Origin of the sequence: Parapedobacter tibetensis (assembly GCF_024704835.1) — a bacterium.
GTDB classification, from domain to species: domain Bacteria; phylum Bacteroidota; class Bacteroidia; order Sphingobacteriales; family Sphingobacteriaceae; genus Parapedobacter; species Parapedobacter tibetensis.
The window spans coordinates 87,801-108,701 of sequence record NZ_JAMXBE010000016.1 but is presented as its reverse complement, the minus strand read 5'-3'; the positions used below and the strand labels follow the sequence as shown (position 1 = coordinate 108,701).

Genomic DNA, 20,901 nt, shown 5'->3' with positions numbered 1-20,901 from the left:
GACATTATAGACAGACACTAATTATCGAAACTTAATCATCTCCGTGTCTGTCAAAGCCCTATCAAATACCGCAAGTCCTCCTATTTCACCCTTAAAAAAATTCCCCATCTTACCTGCAACGAAAACCGCTCCTACTGTAAAATCAGACCCGTTGTCGCCTATGCCATACGGAAAATAATAAGGGTTTTTTGACTGTACGATTCCATCTGGATAACCTTCAAATCCAGCAGTATGACTAATCAATTCTGCTTTCCTCTCCTCAAAAACACCATTTAAGAAAGATTTGATATATTTCCCATCATATGTAAAACCAACACAGACCCATTCTTCCAAAGGAACCAATTGTTTACTGGCCGAATAGTCAATTGAATAGGGAAATGGACCAGTAGGTTTCCCTGATTGAGAGATGTGACCACATACCTGGTTTGTCCCATTGTAATGAGGTAAATTGACAAACAGCCCATATTGCCTCTTCCCACCATCTGCATACTCATTCCACATTCCTGCGATAAAGCCGATCCCACTATCTCTTCTTTTAATCCAAGCGATTACAGTCACCTCATTCTGACGAACATTTAACGCACCAGTATCTTCATAAGGAATTGACAAGTAAGCCTCCCCGCTTAATTCGATAGCATAACCCGACAACGGACCTCCATCAATCCGTGGGATTTTGTTCGATGCCTCGCTAAGTCTTAACATATTCCCATCAATGCTTGAAACTCTATCAGTCCCTTCTTTCTCTTTAAAGTCCCATAAAGCAACTAAACCGTCCGTAGATTTTAATGTGGCATAGCGATCAGAACTGGTTTGTCCATAACAGTCTCCATTATACATGAGGGTGAATAAAATTATTACTAAGAATGGGGATAAAGAGCATTTCATTATACTATTAATTTAAGTGTTCATCATCATGACGCCTGTCAATATCCCGGGTTTTGATCTCGTTCGGGAACCAAAGCTTTATTGTAATTCATTTCAGACAGTGGTATTGGCCATAACATATGTCTTTCGGATACATCAATATTATAAACATCCTTCATTGTTACTTTAGCGATGCCGAGACGCTTTAAATCTAGCCAGCGTTTCCCCTCATAACAAGTCTCGTAACCTCTCTCTTTTACGACTACGTTTAAAAACGTCTCCATATCGGTATAATTTTCCAATTTGAAGTCTATTGGCGAGGGTTGATTTACCTGATATCCATATCCCCTTCGGCGCACTTGATTTAGTGCTTCCAATCCGCTTTCGGTAGCAACTCCGCTCACTCTACAATCCAGCTCGGCATACCACAATAATAAATCTGCGTATCGATATAGCGGATAGTCAATTCCAATAGAATTTGAACTAGGGGCACTTTCATCTCTGTACTTCCTGTTTAAGAGGGTTGTGGGTCCTAAACCAATATCCCATTCATACCAGTTAAATTCTTTTCTTAGGTCATTTTCATCCCAGTTTTTAATGACTTTATTTTCCGAATCAGAATGTAGCGCAAAATAACCAGCGCCTCCTAAATAACCAGCTGCAGGATGATGAGGAAACAGCGGAAATTGCCAACCCTTGCCGCCTTCCCTAGCGTATTTTACATAAAGTATTTCCTCTGTTGATGAAGTCGCATCGGTGCCAAAAATTTTTAGAAAATCTTCAGAATTATTTATCTCGACTAATTTATACTGATTAGAGGCCATAATGTCTTCTGCGATTTGCTTTGCTTCTTGATATCTTTCCAAGTGCAATAAGCATTCAACTAAGACAGTTTTAGCGCTCCATTTTGATGGAGTCCCCTTCTTTCTAGGTTGATCCGGAAGATGCTCAGATGCAGATCTCAAATCTTCTTCAATCAACGCCCAAACCTCACTTACCGGCGCACGTGGAATATCCACAACCCCCATATTATCCGCTGTTCGTAAGGGTACTCCTCCCCAGTTTTGAACCAATATTAAATACACTAACCCTCTAAGGAATTTAGCCTCACTCAAAGCTAGTGTTTTTTCACTATCATTCAAGGATTCACTTAAAGGCACTCGGTCCAATATTATATTTGCATTTCTGATAGCCCTATAAAAATTGCCCCACATACCATCTACACGCACTATATTTGCATCATCTAAGCCCTGAAACTTGCTCACCAACGTGTAGCTCCCTCTGCCGAATCCATAATCAGCATATGCTTCTTGCTGGGCCGGGTAAAGGTCTTTCATGGGCGTCGCAAACGGCGCATAAATTGCATTTAAACCACCTTCAACTTCTTCTTTCGTATTATAAAAATTCTCTGAGGCCAGTGATTTCGGGTTCTCATCCAATAAATCACCACAAGACACAAATATTAAAAGAAAAAAAACAACGATATGCGTTTTCATATTTTTTTATTTAAAAATCCAATTTTAATCCAAACGAAATGGTTTTTGAGGTAGGGTATGATAAGTGATCAATACCAATATTAATTGAAGAAGCACCTCCCCAAGAATTTACTTCTGGATCAAACCAAGAATATTTTGTAAATGTGATTAAATCTTGTCCACTGATATAAACCATAGCTTGCCTAACCCAATCCAATCCTAATTTCTCGCAGGGAATATAATATCCTAATTGAATGTTTTTTACTTTTAAGAAAGATCCATCTTCAATAAATCGGTCAGAGACATTAATAGGATTGCTTTTAGACAAACGAGGATTCTTAGCGGCTTTATTTTCAGGATTCCAACTATCGTATAAGATATCTTTCGTTTTATTCAGACCGACCAAGTAGTCCATATTTACTGTAGCTTTACTCATGTTGAAAATATCATTACCATAGGAGCCTAATAAGAATAAATTAAATTCAAAGCCTTTATATTTGAGGACATTATTCAAACCACCTGTGAATTTAGGATTTGGATTTCCAATTTTTGATTTATCATTAGAAGATAGACCTTGGCCCGGATCTGACCTCTTGTAAATAATTCTTCCTTGATCGTCGTATCCGTCCTCTCGATAACCGTAAAAAATTCCCAGTGGCTCTCCCTCTTTTAGTATATTAACATAGTCATTAAGAATTGTTATATTTATATTAGAACCACGGATCACTTGCCCATCATTAAGCTTAACTACCTTATTTCTGTTAAAGGCTATGTTCCCAGAAACTTGCCATGAAAAGGCTCGGTCGATGACGTCTGCGTCAACGCTTAACTCAACCCCCCGATTTTGTATTTTACCAACATTACGAATCGAATTCAAATAACCTGTTGATGAAGGAATCTGTACATTATTTAATAAATCTTTTGTGTTCTTTACATAATAATCAGCTGTAAACCTCAATCTGTTATCCAACAAAGCTAAATCCAACCCAAAATCTACTTGAATTGTCGTTTCCCACTTTAAAGAAGACGGCAACCTAGAAGATGGTGAATAAGCCGTAACCAATTCCTTATCAAGAACCACTTTAGTGGCCTCTAATACATTTAAAGTTTGATAAGGGGATATTGCAGTGCTCCCACTTGTACCATAACCAACACGAACTTTCATATCCGATATTAACTCAATATCACTCAAGAAATCTTCCTTTTTCATTCTCCAGGCAAACGCTCCCGATGGGAAAATCGCCCATTTATTACCCGTACTATATCTAGACGAGCCATCAGCCCTAATGCTGGCAGTAAAGAGATATTTGTTATGAAAAGAATAATTAACTCTACTAAGATAGGATATCAAGCTCCAGTCAGTATAGCTTGATCCCGGAACACTAAAAACATCCGCCGAGCCTACATCATGTGTCTCGGAAAGATCACTTACAAACCCACTTCCTCCCAAATTTGCACCTTTATTGACAAATGATTGGTATGTTATTCCGGCCAATGCCGTAAAATCATGTATACCTTGGCTGAACGAATAAGTGACGATATTTTCACTTAATAAATTAAGACTATTACCTACTTGAATAGTTGCCAATCCATTGGAATTATGAAAATTCTTGGTAGCATAAAAATCGGTTCTTTGGTTACCATTCTCCAAACCACCTGACAGTTTAATGGATAGTCCAGAAAGGGGTTTGATGGTAACGGCCCCATTTAAAAGCAACGTACTTGATGAAAGCGCATCCGTTTGCTCATATAAATAATTTAATGGATTAATCAGTCCGTCAGATATATAGGTATAACTACGATTAAGAATAGTTAAAGATCCGTCATCTTCGTAGGGTTGCAACGTGGGCGGAGCGCCAATCATCCCTGCTATCATGGAATTTCCTCTTCCTCCTCGAGCTGAGTTTTTTCTTGAGCTCTCAATTTTACTAAAATTTGTGTTGAGTGAGAAGTCAAAATAAGAGTTTAACTGATGAGACAAATTGGCCTGTAGCGTATAACGAGAATAGTCGCTATTACGAATAATACCTTGTTCATTGTAACTACCAAATGAGGTAGAGAACACCGTTTTATCGTTCCCTCCTGACAAAGAAATGCTTTGGTTCAATAACGGTGCGCTATGAAAAACTTGATCTTGCCAGTCTGTTCCTTCTCCAAAACTCCCTGGGTCGTTAAAATAGGGTTGACCTCCGTCATTTTCGAACATCGCATTAATCATCTGCGCGTATTCAGATGCATTCAATAAGTCTAATTTTTTACGTATTCTATTTACACTATATCCCCCTGTATAATTTACATTCGTCTTGCCTGCCTTACCTTTCTTTGTGGTAATAATTACAACACCATTAGCACCTCTTGATCCGTAAATCGCTGTAGCAGATGCGTCCTTTAATATTTCAATCGATGCTATATCATTGTTGTTTATCAAATCAGGACTACTACTAAATGGAAAGCCATCAACGACGTATAAGGGTTCATTACTGCCCATAATAGAATTTGTACCTCGAATACGTATATTGACTTGACCGCCGGGAGATCCTGTCCTGGGTAGAACATGCACTCCGGAAGCTCTTCCTGCCAATGCTTGAGCCGGAGAGGAAACGGGCAATGAAGTTAGTTCAGATGAACCAACAGAAGCTAATGAGCCAGTAAGATCGGATTTTCTTCGCGTCCCATATCCCACAACAACCACTTCATCCAAATCATCAATCAGTCCCTTAAGTTTTATACTAACCTTTGGTCGATTAGCTATTTCTATTTCAGAAGATTCAAACCCGACTATGGAAAATACTAAAATGTGAGCATTGTCCGCTACCACCAATGAATAATTTCCCTGCTCGTCCGTCATCGTTGCTATCGTAGTGCCTTTGACAGATACGGTAACTCCCTGCAAAGGCTCACCTTGTTCATCCGTAACATTTCCGCTAACAGTTTTTTGTTGTTTAATTGGTTCTACGGCTGTATTCTCCTTCTCCTCAACCGAGTGCCTTATTACGTTGGAAAACGTAACGATAATCGTTTCATCATTCAACACCCAATCTACTGGCTTCCCTTTTAGCAATTTATCCATCGCCTTTTCCAGACTTAAATTATCTATTCGAACATTGACCTTGATACCGGCCAAATCTTTGCCGTTCAAGAAGAATGGGTGTCCGCTTTGTTGCTGTATGCTCTGCATCGCCTGTACCAAAGAAATGTTCTCTGCCCGAAGCGTAACGGTTTGGGCAAAACCTTCTGCAGCAGCTTGTAGTACACTTAAGCATGTAAGAAATACTGCCAGTTTCATAATCAGGAGCAATCGCTTGGTTAAAGACCATCGCCGATCTTTAACTTCTTGATAAAAAATCATAAATTTGTAATGTTTAGATCATGTTATAATTAAAATGGTTAGTCATATGTCGCACATTTGTTTAATCATTATAATGAGTTCCAAACGTTACCGAGTAGTGTGTCCGCACTATTCGGTTTTTTTTGAACCCGCTTTTTTCAAATGCTTCGATAGGTTTGCAAGTCTCTTCTCATAATTTTTTTGGTTAATGGTTAAAAATCTATTTATTATAGTACGGTACACCGTTATATTCTTAGCCTTTTGCTAAGGAGAAACGACTAATCTGTTCATATCGCCCACCTTTTCCATCCTAAATTTCACCCCCCCTACCTCCAGGATTTTTAATACTTCAGCTAATCCTTTCTCCCTACTGATCTCGCCGTAAAAATGAGATATAGGCACTTCCCCTTCATATATAACCTCCAAGTTGTACCAACGACTCAAGTCTTTCATCGCCGCATGGAGTTCTGTCTCATAAAAAATAAACTTGTTATTTTTCCATGCTATATGCCGATTTACATCCACCTTACTTTTAGATAGCGCTGATCCTTGCAATATACCTTGTTCTCCTGGCGTAAGTTTCAGGCTGCCTTGATTGGATTTCAACAATACTAAGCCCTCTACCAATGTCGTTTTGGTAGCAGGTTCATCTGCATAAGCCATCACGTTAAACTGCGTGCCCAGTACCTCCACCACCTGGTTAGGAGTTTCGACAAGAAAAGGGACGCTACTTGAAGACTCCTTCCTGTTACTATCTTTTCTAAATAGCTGGGCTACTTCAAAATACGCTTCTCCGTCCAACGCTACCACACGTTGCTCATCCGAAAACCGAGTGGGATAGGTTAAGGTCGACGCCGCATTTAACCATACTTTTGTCCCGTCTGGTAAAGTGACCTGATACTTTCCGCCTTTGGGGGTGGTAAGTGTTGCCATGGATATCGTTTCGTATTGATCAGATGGAATAATTGTCCCGTCATTATAGGTCAGCTTATCTCCTACAACGATACCGTCCCGCGCACTACTCAACTCGATGACACGTCCATTTGCCAAGGTAAGTTGAGCTCGATTGCCTCCCGGATCTATATTATGTATAACTTCAAGGTTTTCTGAAGCGTCCTTTTGACTACCAACATCATACAGGATAGCCGCAACTGCAAACAAAAGAATAGCCGCTGCATAAGGAATAACTTTGGATAACATACGACTAGGCTTATGCGCTTTACTAGCAACTGAGGAAGCTATTTTGGACAACGTTCTTCTTTCTAATTGCTTCTCCCAACTTTCTTGATCCAACTTTTCTAACTCCATCCACTTCAAAGCATCTTTCCATATCATATCTCCCTGAAGAACTTTATCCAAAAAAACTTTATTGGCGGGGTTATCATCCGCCCAAACCTGCAAACGCAGACGCTCGTCGGAGGTTAAAACCCCATCCATATGCCGTTTAATCAAAGTCGCTATATCCTTAGTTTTATACATGGTATATCCGTAGGTAGCTATAGATACGGTACAAGGAGAAAAACCTTAGTAAGAATATAAAAATTGTACTGGTTAACCCCTCTTTTAAGGTATTTATCCACAGATGCATCCCACAGACGGAAGACAGGTCATTTCGGATGCCGGTCGGCACGGTCTGGAACCGATATTACTCCTTGAAAACCAACCGAGCCTGATAAAAAACAAAGAAAATGTAACTTGGACAAAATTGGTGTTCCAGAATTCGACGAAGACAAATTTGGAAATGGGTCGGTGTATTTGTATCAGTTGAAATAGCTCCGGTAGCCATCGGAGTTTTCTGCTTTCGCCCTTTCATCTGAACTGTTTTGGTTTCAGTTTTTGGCCAGCAAGTTCAGCAATATCGTTGATTCGTTTTTGTCGTGTTTCGGCCCGTTTGGCAAGAACTATCCATTGTAAAATCATTTTTCTCATAGACTTACTTAAACTTACAAAAAAGTCCTTTGAGCCTCGTTTGGTTTTGAACGCTTTTTCTAAGTCTTTGGGTATGATTAGTTCTTCAACTTCGTCCAAGATCGTCCACGAACCATTTTGCTTTGCGGTTTCGATGCTTTCATATCCTGCTTTGGTCATAAGTCCCGCTTCAATAAGGTTCGCAACCTTCTCTTTGTTGATTTTTGACCAAGTACTTTTTGGTTTACGTTTACAAAAAAACTGATGTGATTCTTCAGAATCTATAGCAACTTTCTTGCTATCTATCCAGCCAAAACATAAGGCTACATCAACAGCATCACTCCAATTAATAGTCGGTCTCTCTGAATATTTTTTATAAAAAACAAGCCAAACTTTGTCCTTTTGAAAGTGGTTTTTCTCTAACCACTTTCGCCAGGCCATTTTACTCGTTGGATAAAATATCGCTATATCACTTTTTGACATCCTTATATTATTGATTCCAAGATAATCTTATTTATTTAGCGAAAACTCATTTAAATGCAGAAGTTCTTGCACTAATAATGTATTGAAACATTATAGAAATTATAAGCTGTCATTGGTGCATTTGTAATACCAATGTTTTTGGCAAATTACAGAATACCAATATTCAATTAGATATATCTGCGGCCGTTGAGTCTGTTGAAAAAAGAGTAAAAGAAATCCTTACTTCATGCCAGTTTGGAAGCTTGGGAACAAGCTCGCAGTAAAACGTCCCAAATTGAGAACAAGCCTTTACCAAAACAGCGCATAAAGCATCACCAAAATCAAGCAGATTATAAAGCCACCTATATTGAATACCGGATCTGTTTTAAACAATGATTTCTTGATAATAATGGCCTTGTCGTAATCTTTCCCCTTCCCTTCTATATAACTTAATACCACCATGATGAGCATGACCAAAATCCAGGTAATCATCATCTGGTGCATAAAGGGTAGATTCAAAAAGAACAAGCTTTCTGACCAGCCATTGGGCCCTACCTTGAAATAAAATGCGATGGGGATTGATGCCAAGATACCCCAAATTGCTGCATTATTGGTGGTCTTTTTCCAAAACAGTCCCAGCATAAAGACCGCAAGGATACCCGGGCTTACAATGCCGGTATATTCTTGAATATACTGGAAAACCTGGCCCAAACTGGCCAACTGAGGGGCAAGAATAATCGCGATGACCAAGGCTAGAAAAGCAGAAATCCTACCTACACGTACCAATCCTTTTTCTGAGGGTTTCTTTTGAAAATAAGGTTTATAGATATCCATGGTAAATATGGTAGCCGTAGAATTTAACATGGAAGCTACAGAAGATACAATGGCTGCCGCTAAAGCGGCCACTACCAGGCCTTTTAATCCTGATGGCACGAATTCCTTGATGAGCCACGGGGAAGCGTTGTCGTTTATTATTCGTCCTGTCTTTGAAAAGAACGAGGGATCGGCATGACTTTGTGTAATCTGTCCGCTAGGATCCATATTCATGACATACGCCACAATGCCCGGTATGACTACGATAAGCGGAATAAGCAGTTTGATGAAACCTGCAAGCATGATTCCCTTCTGTGATTCCTTTAAGCTTTTGGCCGCCAGCGTTCGTTGAATAATATATTGGTTGAATCCCCAATAGTAAAGGTTGGCCACCCACATTCCACCAATTAGGACCGCCAAGCCCGGCAAATCCCACCAGGCATCCTTGCCATCTGGGGTAATCACTTTGCCTTTTTCGAGTACCATGGAAAATTTTTCCGGTACTTCGTTATAGACCTTCACCAGACCCGAGATAATCCCTCCATCATCTGAAATATGCGTTAGGGCCATATACGTTGTGATCAAGCCGCCGACAATCAACAATATGACTTGTACAACATCTGTCCAAGCTACTGCAGAAAGCCCGCCGTATAAGGAATAAGCCGCCGCAAATAAAGCCAACCCAAAAATGGCATACATAAATATGGATCCATCGCCAACCCCAAGTATGGTATCCAGCGCCGTGGCTCCTAGGTAAAGGACCGAGGTCAGGTTTACAAAAATAAACAGGCACACCCAAAACACAGCTAAAATAGTCTTTAGGTTCCTACCATACCGTACTTCCACAAATTGCGGAATGGTATATAGCTTCTTCTCTATAAATATCGGGAGGAAATACTTGCCTACGATCAATAGTGTGATGGCTGCCATCCATTCGTAGGAAGCGATGGCAAGCCCGATGGCAAAACCCGACCCAGACATGCCAATAAATTGTTCTGCTGAGATATTTGCAGCGATTAACGATGCCCCTATCGCCCACCATGGCAATGATTTACTCGCCAGAAAGTAATCCTCGGAAGATTTGCCTTTCCCCCGTGAAACCCATAAACCAATTCCTATAATCAATATAGCATACCCTATAAAGATTAATTTATCTAGTAAAGTGAACTCCATGTCTTAATTAAATATACTGTTGATTTTGTCTTAGCGCTGGGATTTCCATAGCCATGTATTACCTATGCATGATTAAGTTTATAATGCCGACTAATGTAAATATTAATCGCAAAATATCAATGCCTCGTGCTATTATTTGCTTTATTTTTTTGCAAAAAAATACGCAAATACCTCAAATTAAGCCCTTTAAAATAGTGTTAAAAAAACACTAAGTCGTCATTAAATAGAGTTTGTCCATGAACTCAGTGTCTTGGATAGAATGTTCGCCAACAAGGCTTGTGCAGTGAAAAAAAACGCAGTTTACTGATGGTAAATGAGCATTTTTTGAGCAAGCGTAACGCAGTTGGCGGCCATTATAGACAGACACTAAATAAACTGATCGATAAAATGTTGGATTACCCAAGGATAGAAGATAATGGTGAGAACAATACCAAAAATTGCTCCGTAAAAATGTGCATCGTGGTTGATGTTGTCCTTGGCATTCTTGGAAGCCCATACGCAATACCCTAAAAACAAGATGCCAAACAACCACGCCGGCATAGGGATCACCATGAAAATGCCCAGCATCATTTTGGGGTCAAACAGAATGAAGCTAAATAGCACGGCACATATTGCACCTGAAGCGCCCAAGCTATAATACGAAAGGTTGTTTTTCTGCTTGATGACCGTTCCAATGTCACTCAACACCAATCCCAGGATATAAATCACTGCAAACTGCACATGCCCCCAGGCACTCAGGCTTGCCAACAACGCTTCTAACGAAAAGCCAAAGAAATAGAAGGTAAGCATATTGAATAACAGGTGCCCCCAATCCCTATGAATAAGCCCACTGGTAAGTAAGGTGTGCAAACGCTGACCCCTGCTTAGGCTGTAAGGGTGCAACATGAATTTCCCAAAAAGGTGGTGGTTGGAAAAGGTATAAATGCTCGTGACTATGGTAAAGGCAAAAATGATACTCGCCACTGGTGTTCCTATCAGGTATTGTTCCATGCTATGTTGTTAATCGGTCGAAAGTAAGAAAAATTATCCGCTGTCAAAATAAATCCAATTGCTTTCCGTGCTTAGGCGCGAATAAATCCGTCCGGAGGTTAGGGATCGCTGTCTGCGACATATATCGCTTAACACTCGATTTAAACAATTGCCTGATGCTCTCCGCAATCTTGCCCTCACCCCGCATCCGCAGCCCCCACCGGCTATCATTCAATTTGCCACCATGGCAAGCTGCGATGTTGTGGAGCACCTTTTCCGCACGGTCTGGATAAGCCTTATGCACCCAATCCGTAAACAACTCACCTATGGCTCCATTTAACCTTACAATGGTGTAGCCTGCTGCACGTGCGCCATGTGAGGCGGCGGCTTCAATCACTGCGGGCATTTCGTCGCTATTAAGCCCCGGGATAATAGGAGCGCACATCACCATTACAGGTATGTTTGCTTCGCTTAGCTTTTGGATGACCTTGAGCCTTCCTTTGCCTGTCACTGTACGGGGTTCCATTTTTTGACGGAGTTCCTCATTTAGCGAGTTGATGGTAATTGCAACATGCACGAGCTTGAGCTTGGCCATTTCAGCGATGATATCCACATCGCGCAGTATAAGATTGTTTTTGCTGATAATGGATACTGGATGGCGGTACGCCAGCATGATCTCCAAAATCGCACGGGTGATTTTCAGCTTGCGCTCAATGGGTTGATAGCAGTCGGTGTTGCCCGAAAGCATGATCACCTCAGGCTTATAGCCTTTTGCATTAAACTGTCGTTCCAATACTTCGGCCGCATTCCGTTTAACGATGATTTTACGTTCGAAATCCAGTCCTGCGCTATATCCCCAATATTCATGTGCATTACGGGCATAGCAGTAGATGCATCCATGTTCACATCCTTGGTAGGGATTTACGGAGTAAGCCATGGGTAGATCGGGGCTATCGCTTATACTGATGACTTTCTTCGGGTTTTCCTCGATGAGTTGAGTATCTGAGTTTTCCAGAAATTCCTCGTCCAACCCTTCGATATGCTCAGCTACATAGCGATGGGCCGCAAATTTATTGTGTGTGTTGACTTGCGCCCCGCGTCCTTTGAAATATTCCGGATTTTGTATGGTATCCATACCACAAACATACTAAAAATATTAGTATGTTTAATGAAAAGATTCCAACAAAAACACATACACTTCCTTGGGACCATGGGCTCCCAAAACGAGGGTCTTTTCGATATCGGCGGTGCGGCTCGGTCCGGTAACGAAGCTAATCATTGAGGGAAGATTACTACCATATCGCTGACGCATGAGGTCAAGGCCATCTTTGATATCCATCATCAGCTGTGCACTATGAGCCACTACTATATGTGTATGGGGAAAGATTGATAATCGACGTCCGGCGGTATTTCCATTGCTCACCAAAATGCTCCCTGAGCGGGCAATAAGCGCTTCACAGGTGGTAATACCAGCCTCCGTCTGTATAAAGTCCTTATCCGTACGGAAATATGGAAATTCGTATTTATCTAGCAGTTGCTGGATACTGGGCTCCCAAGCATACATTTTGCGTAGCTTTTCCTTTTCTGCCAACAAAAGCAAGTTTTCGATGAGCTGTATCTCATCTTCGCAATAAACAAATTTTCCTGCTACAGCCGTAAACTGCTGCGCAAACAAAACATCAATTGGCGTCTTTTCATCCTGATATAGGGGTGTTTCCTCAAAATTGGGAAATGGATGTTCCCGCTTTTGCAGCAGCGCATGCCTTATTTTTTTCAGCATTTGCTCCTTGGCTGTGGTGGTTTTTATGTTTTTCTGCAAAACAATGCCAAATAATTCCAACGCGCATTGCCATCCCCTATCTTCGGGATGGCAACTCCACGTATCTTGTTATTCCAATCCCTTATCAACGGATTGGTCATCTTTTGATGGCTTGTCACCGAACGTTCCTGAATTGTCGCCTACACCATCATGTACCATGCCTTCTGCCACCGTACTTTGGTCTCCGTCTTCTCCGTTTACAAATTCATCATAGGTAGTCCGGTTGTCAAAGGGACGCCTACCGAGTATTTCCTCCAAGTCTGACTGGAAAAGGATTTCTTTTTCAAGCAGTTTTTCCGCAAGCATGACAAGTCCTTTCTGGTTATTGAGCAACAACTGCTTTGTTTTCTCGTAAATATCTGATATCAATAGGCGTACTTCTTCGTCTATGAGCTCAGCGGTTTTCTCAGAATAAGGCCTTTGGAATTGGTTTTCCTGGTTTTCACTGAATGAAACGTTACCTACACGGTGATTCATGCCATATACCGCAATCATCGCATAAGACAGCTTAGTGATGCGCTCCAAGTCATTTTGAGCACCGGTTGAAATCTTGCCAAACGTGATGTCTTCTGCTACCCGTCCGCCCATGGTCATACACAACCCATCTATTAGTTGTTCAGTGGTGTACAAAAACTGTTCCTTAGGTAAATATTGGGCATAACCTAGTGCGGCAACGCCACGCGGTACAATAGATACCTTGACCAGCGGATCGGCATGCTCGAGATACCATCCGGCTATAGCATGCCCAGCCTCATGATAGGCAATAATACGTTTTTCCTCAGGCGAAATGATCTTATTTTTCTTTTCCAGTCCACCAATTACCCGGTCGATCGCATCCTGGAAATCTTGCATCTCTATGGATGCTTTATTGCGTCTTGCAGCAATAAGTGCCGCCTCATTACATACGTTGGCAATCTCAGCACCCGCAAAGCCGGGGGTTTGTGCCGATAATTTCTTGGCATCTACTTCTGCCGCAAGTTTCAATGGTTTGAGATGTACTTTGAAAATCTGCTCTCGTCCAACCAAATCCGGTTTGTCTATGGATATCTGCCGGTCAAAACGTCCGGGGCGAAGCAAAGCCGAATCCAACACGTCGGGCCTATTGGTCGCGGCCATGATGATAATGCCCGAGTCCGTACCAAAACCATCCATCTCCACAAGCAGTTGGTTCAGGGTATTTTCACGCTCGTCATTGCCACCCATGACACTGTTTTTCCCCCGTGCCCGGCCAATGGCGTCAATCTCATCAATGAAAATGATACAGGGAGCTTTGTCTTTCGCTTGGCGGAATAAATCACGCACGCGCGAAGCACCTACACCTACAAACATTTCTACAAAATCCGATCCTGAAAGCGAGAAAAATGGCACCTGTGCCTCACCTGCCACGGCTTTTGCCAATAAGGTTTTCCCTGTGCCTGGAGAGCCGACCAGCAATGCTCCTTTGGGAATTTTGCCTCCCAGATTGGTATATTTCTTGGGATTTTTAAGGAAATCAACGATTTCCATTACTTCCTGTTTCGCTTCTTCTAGGCCTGCAACATCGCTGAACGTTATCGCCACCTGTGCTTCCTTGTCAAACAGTGTAGCTTTTGATTTTCCAATGTTGAATATCTGTCCACCAGGGCCACCGCCTCCACCACCCATGCGTCGCATGATGAAAATCCAAAACACGATGATCAGCAGCAATGGTAGCATAATGGAAAAAATCCACCCGGTCCATGCATTGGTACGATCTTCCAACCTTAGCGATACCCTGTCATTTTGCTCAATTCCTGCCTGTGCCTCGTCAAGCTTGCGTTCTAACGCATCATAGGACCCATCCGTGAAAAAATATTGGGGACCGTTATTGGGCGTTAAGGTAAGGCTATTGGCACTGGGACGTACCTTTTCATATTTTTCATCCGTGAGGCGATCTTTCTTGATAAATACTTCAACAAAAAACAAATCATTCCGTTTGTAAGCTACCAGCTTATCCACATCTCCCTTTTTGAGCATGTTTTCTTCAAACTCATGGTAAGTGATTTGCTCCGCTTTATCGTCGCTAAACAGATATTGTAAGACAAAAAAACCTAAAATCATGGCCACCCACAGCCACATAATATTGAACCGCGGCGGCTTAGGCGTCACTTTCTTACTAGGCACTCTCTTCATTCTATCGGGTCCGTTCGACATATCTTTCCTTTATCGTTTCATTTATATTTTAATGCAAGACGCGCTTAAGCTATGATGCACTTTGATAATATTCCAATTCGGCATCACCCCATAAGTCCTCGATGCCATAATATTTTCGTTTGTCGGTTTTGAATATATGCACCACGACATCTACAAAATCCAGTAATATCCACTCTCCATGTGCTAATCCTTCTTTTCGCCAAGGTTCTTGCTGCAATGCTTTATACACCTCCTCTTCCACGCTTTTGGCCAGTGAATTGACCTGAGTGGAGGAGTCTGCGTGGCAAATTACGAAATAATCTGATACCGAACTATGGATATTCCTCAAATCAAGCCGCACAATTTCATTCCCTTTTCTTTCCTGCATACCTTGGATTACAACCTCAGATAAGCGAACGGACAAGCCTGATTTTTTATTTTTTACCATTAAAAAATGTTATAGTTTTGGGTAATATTACCGCTAAATTTATAAACATATTGCAAAGTAACACAATTTTGGGATTATTTGTTGGACAAAATATCATTACATTACAGCAGGTGCCCTCTACAAACGAATACCTAAAAGATAAACTGTCAAATTCCACGCCACTTGCCGAGGGGACTGTAATAATGGCAGTACATCAATTTGCCGGTCGTGGGCAAAAGGGTACTTCTTGGCATAGCGAGCCGGGCAAAAACTTAACTTTCAGCCTATTATTGACCCCTACTTTCCTCAATCCCAAACATCAATTCAGCTTAACTGTGGCTATCAGTTTGGCTATCGCCCAATGGCTGGAATCGTTGCTCCATACAGCAATAAAGGTGAAATGGCCTAATGATATCTACATCGGGGACAAAAAAATCGGAGGTATCCTTATTGAGAATATCCTGAAGGGGAAGGTTTGGAAGTCGGCCGTTGTGGGGATAGGTATCAACGTAAACCAGGTCGATTTTCCCGAAACATTCCAAGAACATTCCATTGCCATCAAACAAATTTTACATAAGGATAGCAATATAGGCGAATTATTGCCCGACCTTTGCAAGTATATTGAACGGGAGTACTTCGAGTTGAAAAATGGGGGTTTTGAAGGGCAACTGGCTATGTATAAGCAATATCTATACAGGCTTGGCGAAGTCCATCCTTTCCTGATTGACGGAGTAAGTGTAGCTGGCGTATTATGTGGGGTAACGGCGGCAGGCCGTTTGATGATTGATTTTAATGGGCATGTGGTTGATTTTGACATCAAAGAGGTTGCGTTTTCCGTTAAACCCAATTGAAACTATAAAAAAATGTTAAAGACGTTAAAGCCACATTGGAAATAGTTAACTTTGGCAGCGCTAAGTCATGCATCACTAATCAATATATGGAGGTGCTGATTAAACCTCTGCAAGCAATTGCTGTCTTATATATTGTAAACAACAAGAAATTAATTTATAGCATATCATGAAGAAAATCACATTAGCCATAGTAATACTCTTATTTGCCGCAGGTGGTGCCTTCGCGCAAATTCTAGAACCCGTGAAATGGCAGTTTGGCGCAAAAAAAATCAATGACAAAGAGGCGGTCATTTTCATGAAAGCCACCATAGATAATGGCTGGCATATCTACTCCCAAAATATAGAAGAAGGGGGGCCGATAAAAACCTCGATCACGTTTAACCCTTCAGGCGACTTTACCTTGGTAGGGAAACCTGCCGAACCAAAACCTAAGACTAAACATGAAGAGGTCTTCGGGATGGATGTTGCCTATTTCGACAAGGAAGTGGTATTTCAACAAAAAATATCACTGAAGAAAGGTGCTACAACGGTAAAAGGCGCCGTGGAATTCATGGCTTGCGATGCCAACCAATGCCTCCCACCGGATGAGGTTGAATTTACGGTAGCCGTGAAGTAAGGGAGCTTAAGCCCATTAACATATAAAGATAAGGCAGGTTCCTGCCTTTTTTTATTAGTTTTGCATTCCCTTAAACGCATCAATTAATGAAACGTACGTTCCTCATTTTATCCCTGCTATTGGGCCTTCTGTTTGGCATAATACCTGCCGTTCATGGCCAGGATACGTTGCTCAACTTCGACGATGTAGAATTTTCAGATGGGCAGGACACCACTGTGGAGGAATCGCTGGAGGTGCCCGATGATGTGGTATTCACGGACGGGCAGGACACGACAACCGAGGGTTCCGCAGTGAACACGGACCGAGAAGATGAGGTGAACGATGCCGCCCCCCGCACGCTTTGGGGCATCTTCATTGCTGGGATTATCGGCGGGTTCGCCGCATTTTTGATGCCATGCATCTATCCCATGGTACCCCTTACGGTTTCATTTTTTACCAAACAAAGTGGGACAAGGGTAAAAGGCATTATCAATGCCTTGCTATATGGTCTTTTCATCATCGTCATCTACGTGGCTTTGGGGATGCTGGTTACCCTCGTTTTCGGAGCATCAGCACTCAATGAGGCCGCTAGCAGTGCCTGGTTTAATCTCTTGTTTTTTGCAATCATCATCCTATTTGCCATTTCCTTTTTAGGTGCTTTTGAAATCACCCTCCCTTCACGATTTGTCAACAAAATGGATGAAAAGTCCAATAGAGGCGGGTTATTGGGTTTGTTTTTCATGGCATTTACACTGGCTTTGGTATCGTTTTCATGTACAGGTCCCATCATTGGTTACCTACTTGTGGAGGCAGTATCAAAAGGCGCTTTGATGGGACCAGCCATGGGGATGCTAGGATTTTCGGTAGCGTTGGCTATCCCTTTCATGCTTTTTGCCTTTTTCCCTTCCTGGCTTAAGGAGATGCCTAAATCGGGAGGCTGGTTGAATACGGTGAAAGTTTCCTTGGGATTTCTGGAACTGGCTTTGGCGTTTAAGTTTTTATCCAATGTAGACCTCGCGTACCATTGGGGCATCCTTGACCGAGAGGTATTTTTGGCCATTTGGATTGTGATTTTTGCCTTGTTTGGTTTTTATCTCTTGGGCAAGCTGAAGTTTTCGCATGATAGTTCGGTGGGATTCATTTCCATTCCTCGGCTCTTCTTGGCGATAATGGTTCTTTCATTTACGGTCTACATGGTTCCGGGGATGTGGGGGGCACCACTAAAGGCCTTAAGTGCCTGGTTGCCGCCATCACCCACCCAGGATTTCAACCTTCACCAAGTGGGTTACACCTCGGGCGATCCACAGCAAAGCACGGGTATTGTGAAGAAATATGGCGACGTGTTCCACGCCCCCCATGGCATTGACGCTTTTTATGACTACGATCAGGCGCTGGAATACTCACGACAGGTCAACAAGCCCGTCCTCTTGGATTTCACCGGATGGAGCTGCGTGAATTGCCGGAAAATGGAAGAATCTGTATGGCCGGATCCCCAAGTATTGAAGCGCCTTAAAGAGGACTACATTTTGGTGTCATTATATGTCGACGACCGTACCACCTTGGAACCAAGCGAGCAGTACGTATCCGAATTCAGTGGTAAGAAAATTAATACGGTAGGAAGGAAATGGTCCGACCTACAGGCGTCGCGATTTGGCACGAATGCCCAGCCGTACTATGTCATTGTAGATGGACAAGGCAAGCAGTTGGTGCCCGCGCAAGCATATAAAGAAGACATTCCACATTACATCAAATTTTTAGACAGCGGTTTGGCTGCATTCAAAGCAAATACGCCAAATTAAAGCAAACTTATTTAGCATAATGAGCAACATTAAAAACATTGCCGTATTTACATCGGGTGGAGATTCCCCCGGCATGAACGCTGCAATACGAGCTGTGGTTCGGACTGGATTATTTTATAACCTGAATGTATTTGGTATCGGCCGTGGTTATGACGGCATGATCCATGGTGATATTTTTCCCATGAATGCCAAATCGGTGGCCAATATCATCCAACGTGGTGGTACCATACTCAAGACTGCCCGAAGTGAGGAATTTCGAACCGTCGAAGGAAGAAAACTGGCGTACGAAAATTTGAACGCACACAGCATTGACGCTGTGGTGGCCATTGGCGGCGACGGCACATTCACCGGGGCGGCCAAATTCATTGAAGAACATAACATCCCATTCATTGGTCTGCCCGGTACCATAGACAATGATCTAGCAGGAACGGATTTCACGATAGGCTATGATACGGCTATCAATACCGTCATTGAAGCCGTTGACAAAATTCGAGATACAGCAGAATCACATGATCGTGTTTTTGTGGTGGAGGTTATGGGTCGCGACTCGGGATTGATTGCCCTACGTTCGGGTATCAGTGTGGGTGCTGAATGTGTGCTTATTCCTGAAATTAAGGTGGATTACGAAGCCATGATGGATCGGTTGGATCGAACCCGCAAAAACAAGGCATCACGGGTTATCATCGTGGCCGAAGGCGATGAAGAGGGTGGTGGCTTTGTGGTCGCCGAACGTATCAAAGCCCGTTTTCCACACTATGATTTGCGGGTTTCTATCTTGGGCCATATTCAGCGTGGAGGTAGCCCTACTTGCATGGATCGCGTATTAGCAAGTCGTCTCGGGGTTGCCGCCGTGGAGGCCTTATTGGAAGGTCGGCGGGGTGAAATGGCGGGGTTAATTCACGGACAAGTATCGTTTATTCCATTCAGCAAGGCCATCAAGCATATCGGCTCGGTCAATGACAATTTGCTTCGGATAGTAGATATCCTTTCATCGTAAAAATAAAAAGGGGAGTGTTGCTCCCCTTTTATATGATACTAATTTAGCATTTCTTCCAATACGGCATGTAGCTCTTCTTCTCGCAGGTTCTTGGCGATGATTTTTCCTTCTGGATCTAGTAGGAAATTAGCTGGGATACCGCTGATGGCATATAGCGCTACCACATCAGACTCCCACCATTTCAATTCAGACACATGCGGCCAGTCCTGTAAGCCGTCATCGTGAATGGCCTTTATCCATGCTTCCTTTGCACCCGGACGATCAAGTGACACACCGAACACGGTAAAATTCTTGTCCTTAAATTTATGGTACGCTTCCACTACATTGGGGTTTTCTTGGCGGCAAGGACCGCACCAACTTGCCCAAAAATCGACCAGCACATATTTACCCCGAAGAGAAGAAAGCGCTATCTCATTGCCCGCTGTATCCGGTTGCGAAAAATCCGGTGCAATCGCACCTACATCTACCCGCTTGATATTTTCAAGTTGCTTAGTGATGGCTTTCCCTTTTTCGGAATCCTTGAGTGTCGCTGATAAATTATTGAAAGCCGGTTCTATCACTTCCTGTATTGGTTCTGATCCCACATAAGGCATAAGTAAATCAAGGCTCACAAAACTTTTGGGATTGGCACGAATATATTCAAAATCAATACCCTTTTGTTCTTCTTGTACGGCCATAGCTTCTGTTTGAAGGCTAACCATGAAATTGGCGTCTTGCTTTTGCTCATCAGACGCAGCTGTATAACGGGCTATCAAGTTGTCCATTTTCGCTTTTGGAGACTTCAACTTTTCCTGGTATGCTTTGAAATCTTTATTCGTATCCCCACCTACTATGGATGCATTTGCCAATGAATCATTGGCCGTAATCTTAATTGCCCCTTTCTCAAGGTAAATCTCTACATGGTCTGGACGCTCAGTTTCGCGGATATCTCCTCCTTCATGCGCAAGCAATACCATGGCCCGTGACGGACCGGCTACACTGCCATGAAATTTGAATTCCCCATTGGACACCTCCGTCGAATCCAACACCGAACCTCCTTCTGTACGATAACTTAAGTAGGCCTTCGCTGGCGCACTCACTGTGCCAACTTTTGCTGTAACCGTAAAGTCATCCTGTGCAACCACCGCCATGGGCAATGCCGCTATCGCTACCAAAACCAGCTTTTTCATCATATGTGTTCTCTTTTTAATTGTGTGCAATTTGACAAAGATGCTATATTTTCATGGAACCTCTATGTTCATAAACGGATTTTTATGAAGGGATGTTTTGC

The 20,901-nt window shown here is 42.4% G+C and carries 16 protein-coding genes; 4 read left to right on the top strand and 12 right to left on the bottom strand.

Translation table 11 applies throughout. The features are described from left to right. Positions 1–21: 21 nt before the first annotated feature. The 11 genes from NF543_RS21170 to rsfS all read right to left on the bottom strand — a co-directional run bounded on the left by NF543_RS21170 (position 22) and on the right by rsfS (position 15,410). Positions 22–885, bottom strand: a complete 864-nt coding sequence (locus tag NF543_RS21170) for a LamG-like jellyroll fold domain-containing protein (protein ID WP_257670194.1) — start codon at positions 883–885, stop codon at positions 22–24. Between the two features lie 38 nt (positions 886–923). Then, positions 924–2,360 carry a RagB/SusD family nutrient uptake outer membrane protein gene (locus tag NF543_RS21165; protein ID WP_257670193.1) on the bottom strand — a complete coding sequence of 479 codons (1,437 nt, stop codon included), beginning with the start codon at positions 2,358–2,360 and terminating at the stop codon, positions 924–926. Between the two features lie 10 nt (positions 2,361–2,370). After that, positions 2,371–5,688, bottom strand: a complete 3,318-nt coding sequence (locus tag NF543_RS21160; protein ID WP_257670192.1) for a TonB-dependent receptor — start codon at positions 5,686–5,688, stop codon at positions 2,371–2,373. Between the two features lie 243 nt (positions 5,689–5,931). Then, positions 5,932–7,146, bottom strand: a complete 1,215-nt coding sequence (locus tag NF543_RS21155) for a FecR family protein (RefSeq protein WP_257957543.1) — start codon at positions 7,144–7,146, stop codon at positions 5,932–5,934. Positions 7,147–7,476: 330 nt separating this feature from the next. Further along, positions 7,477–8,058 (bottom strand): YdeI/OmpD-associated family protein, encoded by a 582-nt coding sequence (locus NF543_RS21150; protein ID WP_257670190.1) that lies wholly within the window; start codon positions 8,056–8,058, stop codon positions 7,477–7,479. Positions 8,059–8,346: 288 nt separating this feature from the next. Beyond that, complete coding sequence (locus tag NF543_RS21145) at positions 8,347–10,023, bottom strand: sodium/sugar symporter (protein ID WP_257957542.1); 1,677 nt, start codon at positions 10,021–10,023, stop codon at positions 8,347–8,349. Between the two features lie 366 nt (positions 10,024–10,389). Further along, positions 10,390–11,013 carry a rhomboid family intramembrane serine protease gene (locus tag NF543_RS21140; protein WP_257670188.1) on the bottom strand — a complete coding sequence of 208 codons (624 nt, stop codon included), beginning with the start codon at positions 11,011–11,013 and terminating at the stop codon, positions 10,390–10,392. Between the two features lie 43 nt (positions 11,014–11,056). Further along, complete coding sequence (locus NF543_RS21135) at positions 11,057–12,127, bottom strand: PA0069 family radical SAM protein (RefSeq protein ID WP_257670187.1); 1,071 nt, start codon at positions 12,125–12,127, stop codon at positions 11,057–11,059. Positions 12,128–12,157: 30 nt separating this feature from the next. Beyond that, the gene (locus tag NF543_RS21130) at positions 12,158–12,811 is read right to left on the bottom strand and encodes a LutC/YkgG family protein (protein ID WP_257670186.1); all 654 of its coding nucleotides are present in this window, start codon (positions 12,809–12,811) and stop codon (positions 12,158–12,160) included. A 69-nt stretch (positions 12,812–12,880) separates the two neighbouring features. Next, a complete protein-coding gene (gene ftsH, locus NF543_RS21125) occupies positions 12,881–14,962 on the bottom strand; it encodes an ATP-dependent zinc metalloprotease FtsH (protein WP_257670185.1) in 2,082 nt (693 codons plus the stop codon). A gap of 70 nt (positions 14,963–15,032) precedes the next feature. Further along, the gene (gene rsfS / locus NF543_RS21120) at positions 15,033–15,410 is read right to left on the bottom strand and encodes a ribosome silencing factor (RefSeq protein WP_257670184.1); all 378 of its coding nucleotides are present in this window, start codon (positions 15,408–15,410) and stop codon (positions 15,033–15,035) included. Positions 15,411–15,427: 17 nt separating this feature from the next. On the opposite strand from rsfS, the gene NF543_RS21115 reads away from it, so the two are divergent. The 4 genes from NF543_RS21115 to pfkA all read left to right on the top strand — a co-directional run bounded on the left by NF543_RS21115 (position 15,428) and on the right by pfkA (position 19,631). Next, positions 15,428–16,240: a biotin--[acetyl-CoA-carboxylase] ligase gene (locus NF543_RS21115; RefSeq protein WP_308379268.1), complete on the top strand. Its 813-nt coding sequence runs from the start codon at positions 15,428–15,430 to the stop codon at positions 16,238–16,240. 166 nt (positions 16,241–16,406) lie between these two features. Beyond that, positions 16,407–16,856, top strand: a complete 450-nt coding sequence (locus NF543_RS21110) for a protein-disulfide reductase DsbD N-terminal domain-containing protein (RefSeq protein WP_257670182.1) — start codon at positions 16,407–16,409, stop codon at positions 16,854–16,856. An 86-nt stretch (positions 16,857–16,942) separates the two neighbouring features. Beyond that, positions 16,943–18,634 (top strand): protein-disulfide reductase DsbD family protein, encoded by a 1,692-nt coding sequence (locus tag NF543_RS21105; RefSeq protein ID WP_257670181.1) that lies wholly within the window; start codon positions 16,943–16,945, stop codon positions 18,632–18,634. Positions 18,635–18,653: 19 nt separating this feature from the next. After that, a complete protein-coding gene (pfkA, locus tag NF543_RS21100; RefSeq protein WP_257670180.1) occupies positions 18,654–19,631 on the top strand; it encodes a 6-phosphofructokinase in 978 nt (325 codons plus the stop codon). Positions 19,632–19,669: 38 nt separating this feature from the next. Here the strand turns inward: pfkA and NF543_RS21095 are convergent, their stop codons facing one another. Continuing rightward, a complete protein-coding gene (locus tag NF543_RS21095) occupies positions 19,670–20,803 on the bottom strand; it encodes a TlpA disulfide reductase family protein (RefSeq protein WP_257957541.1) in 1,134 nt (377 codons plus the stop codon). Positions 20,804–20,901 lie beyond the last annotated feature (98 nt).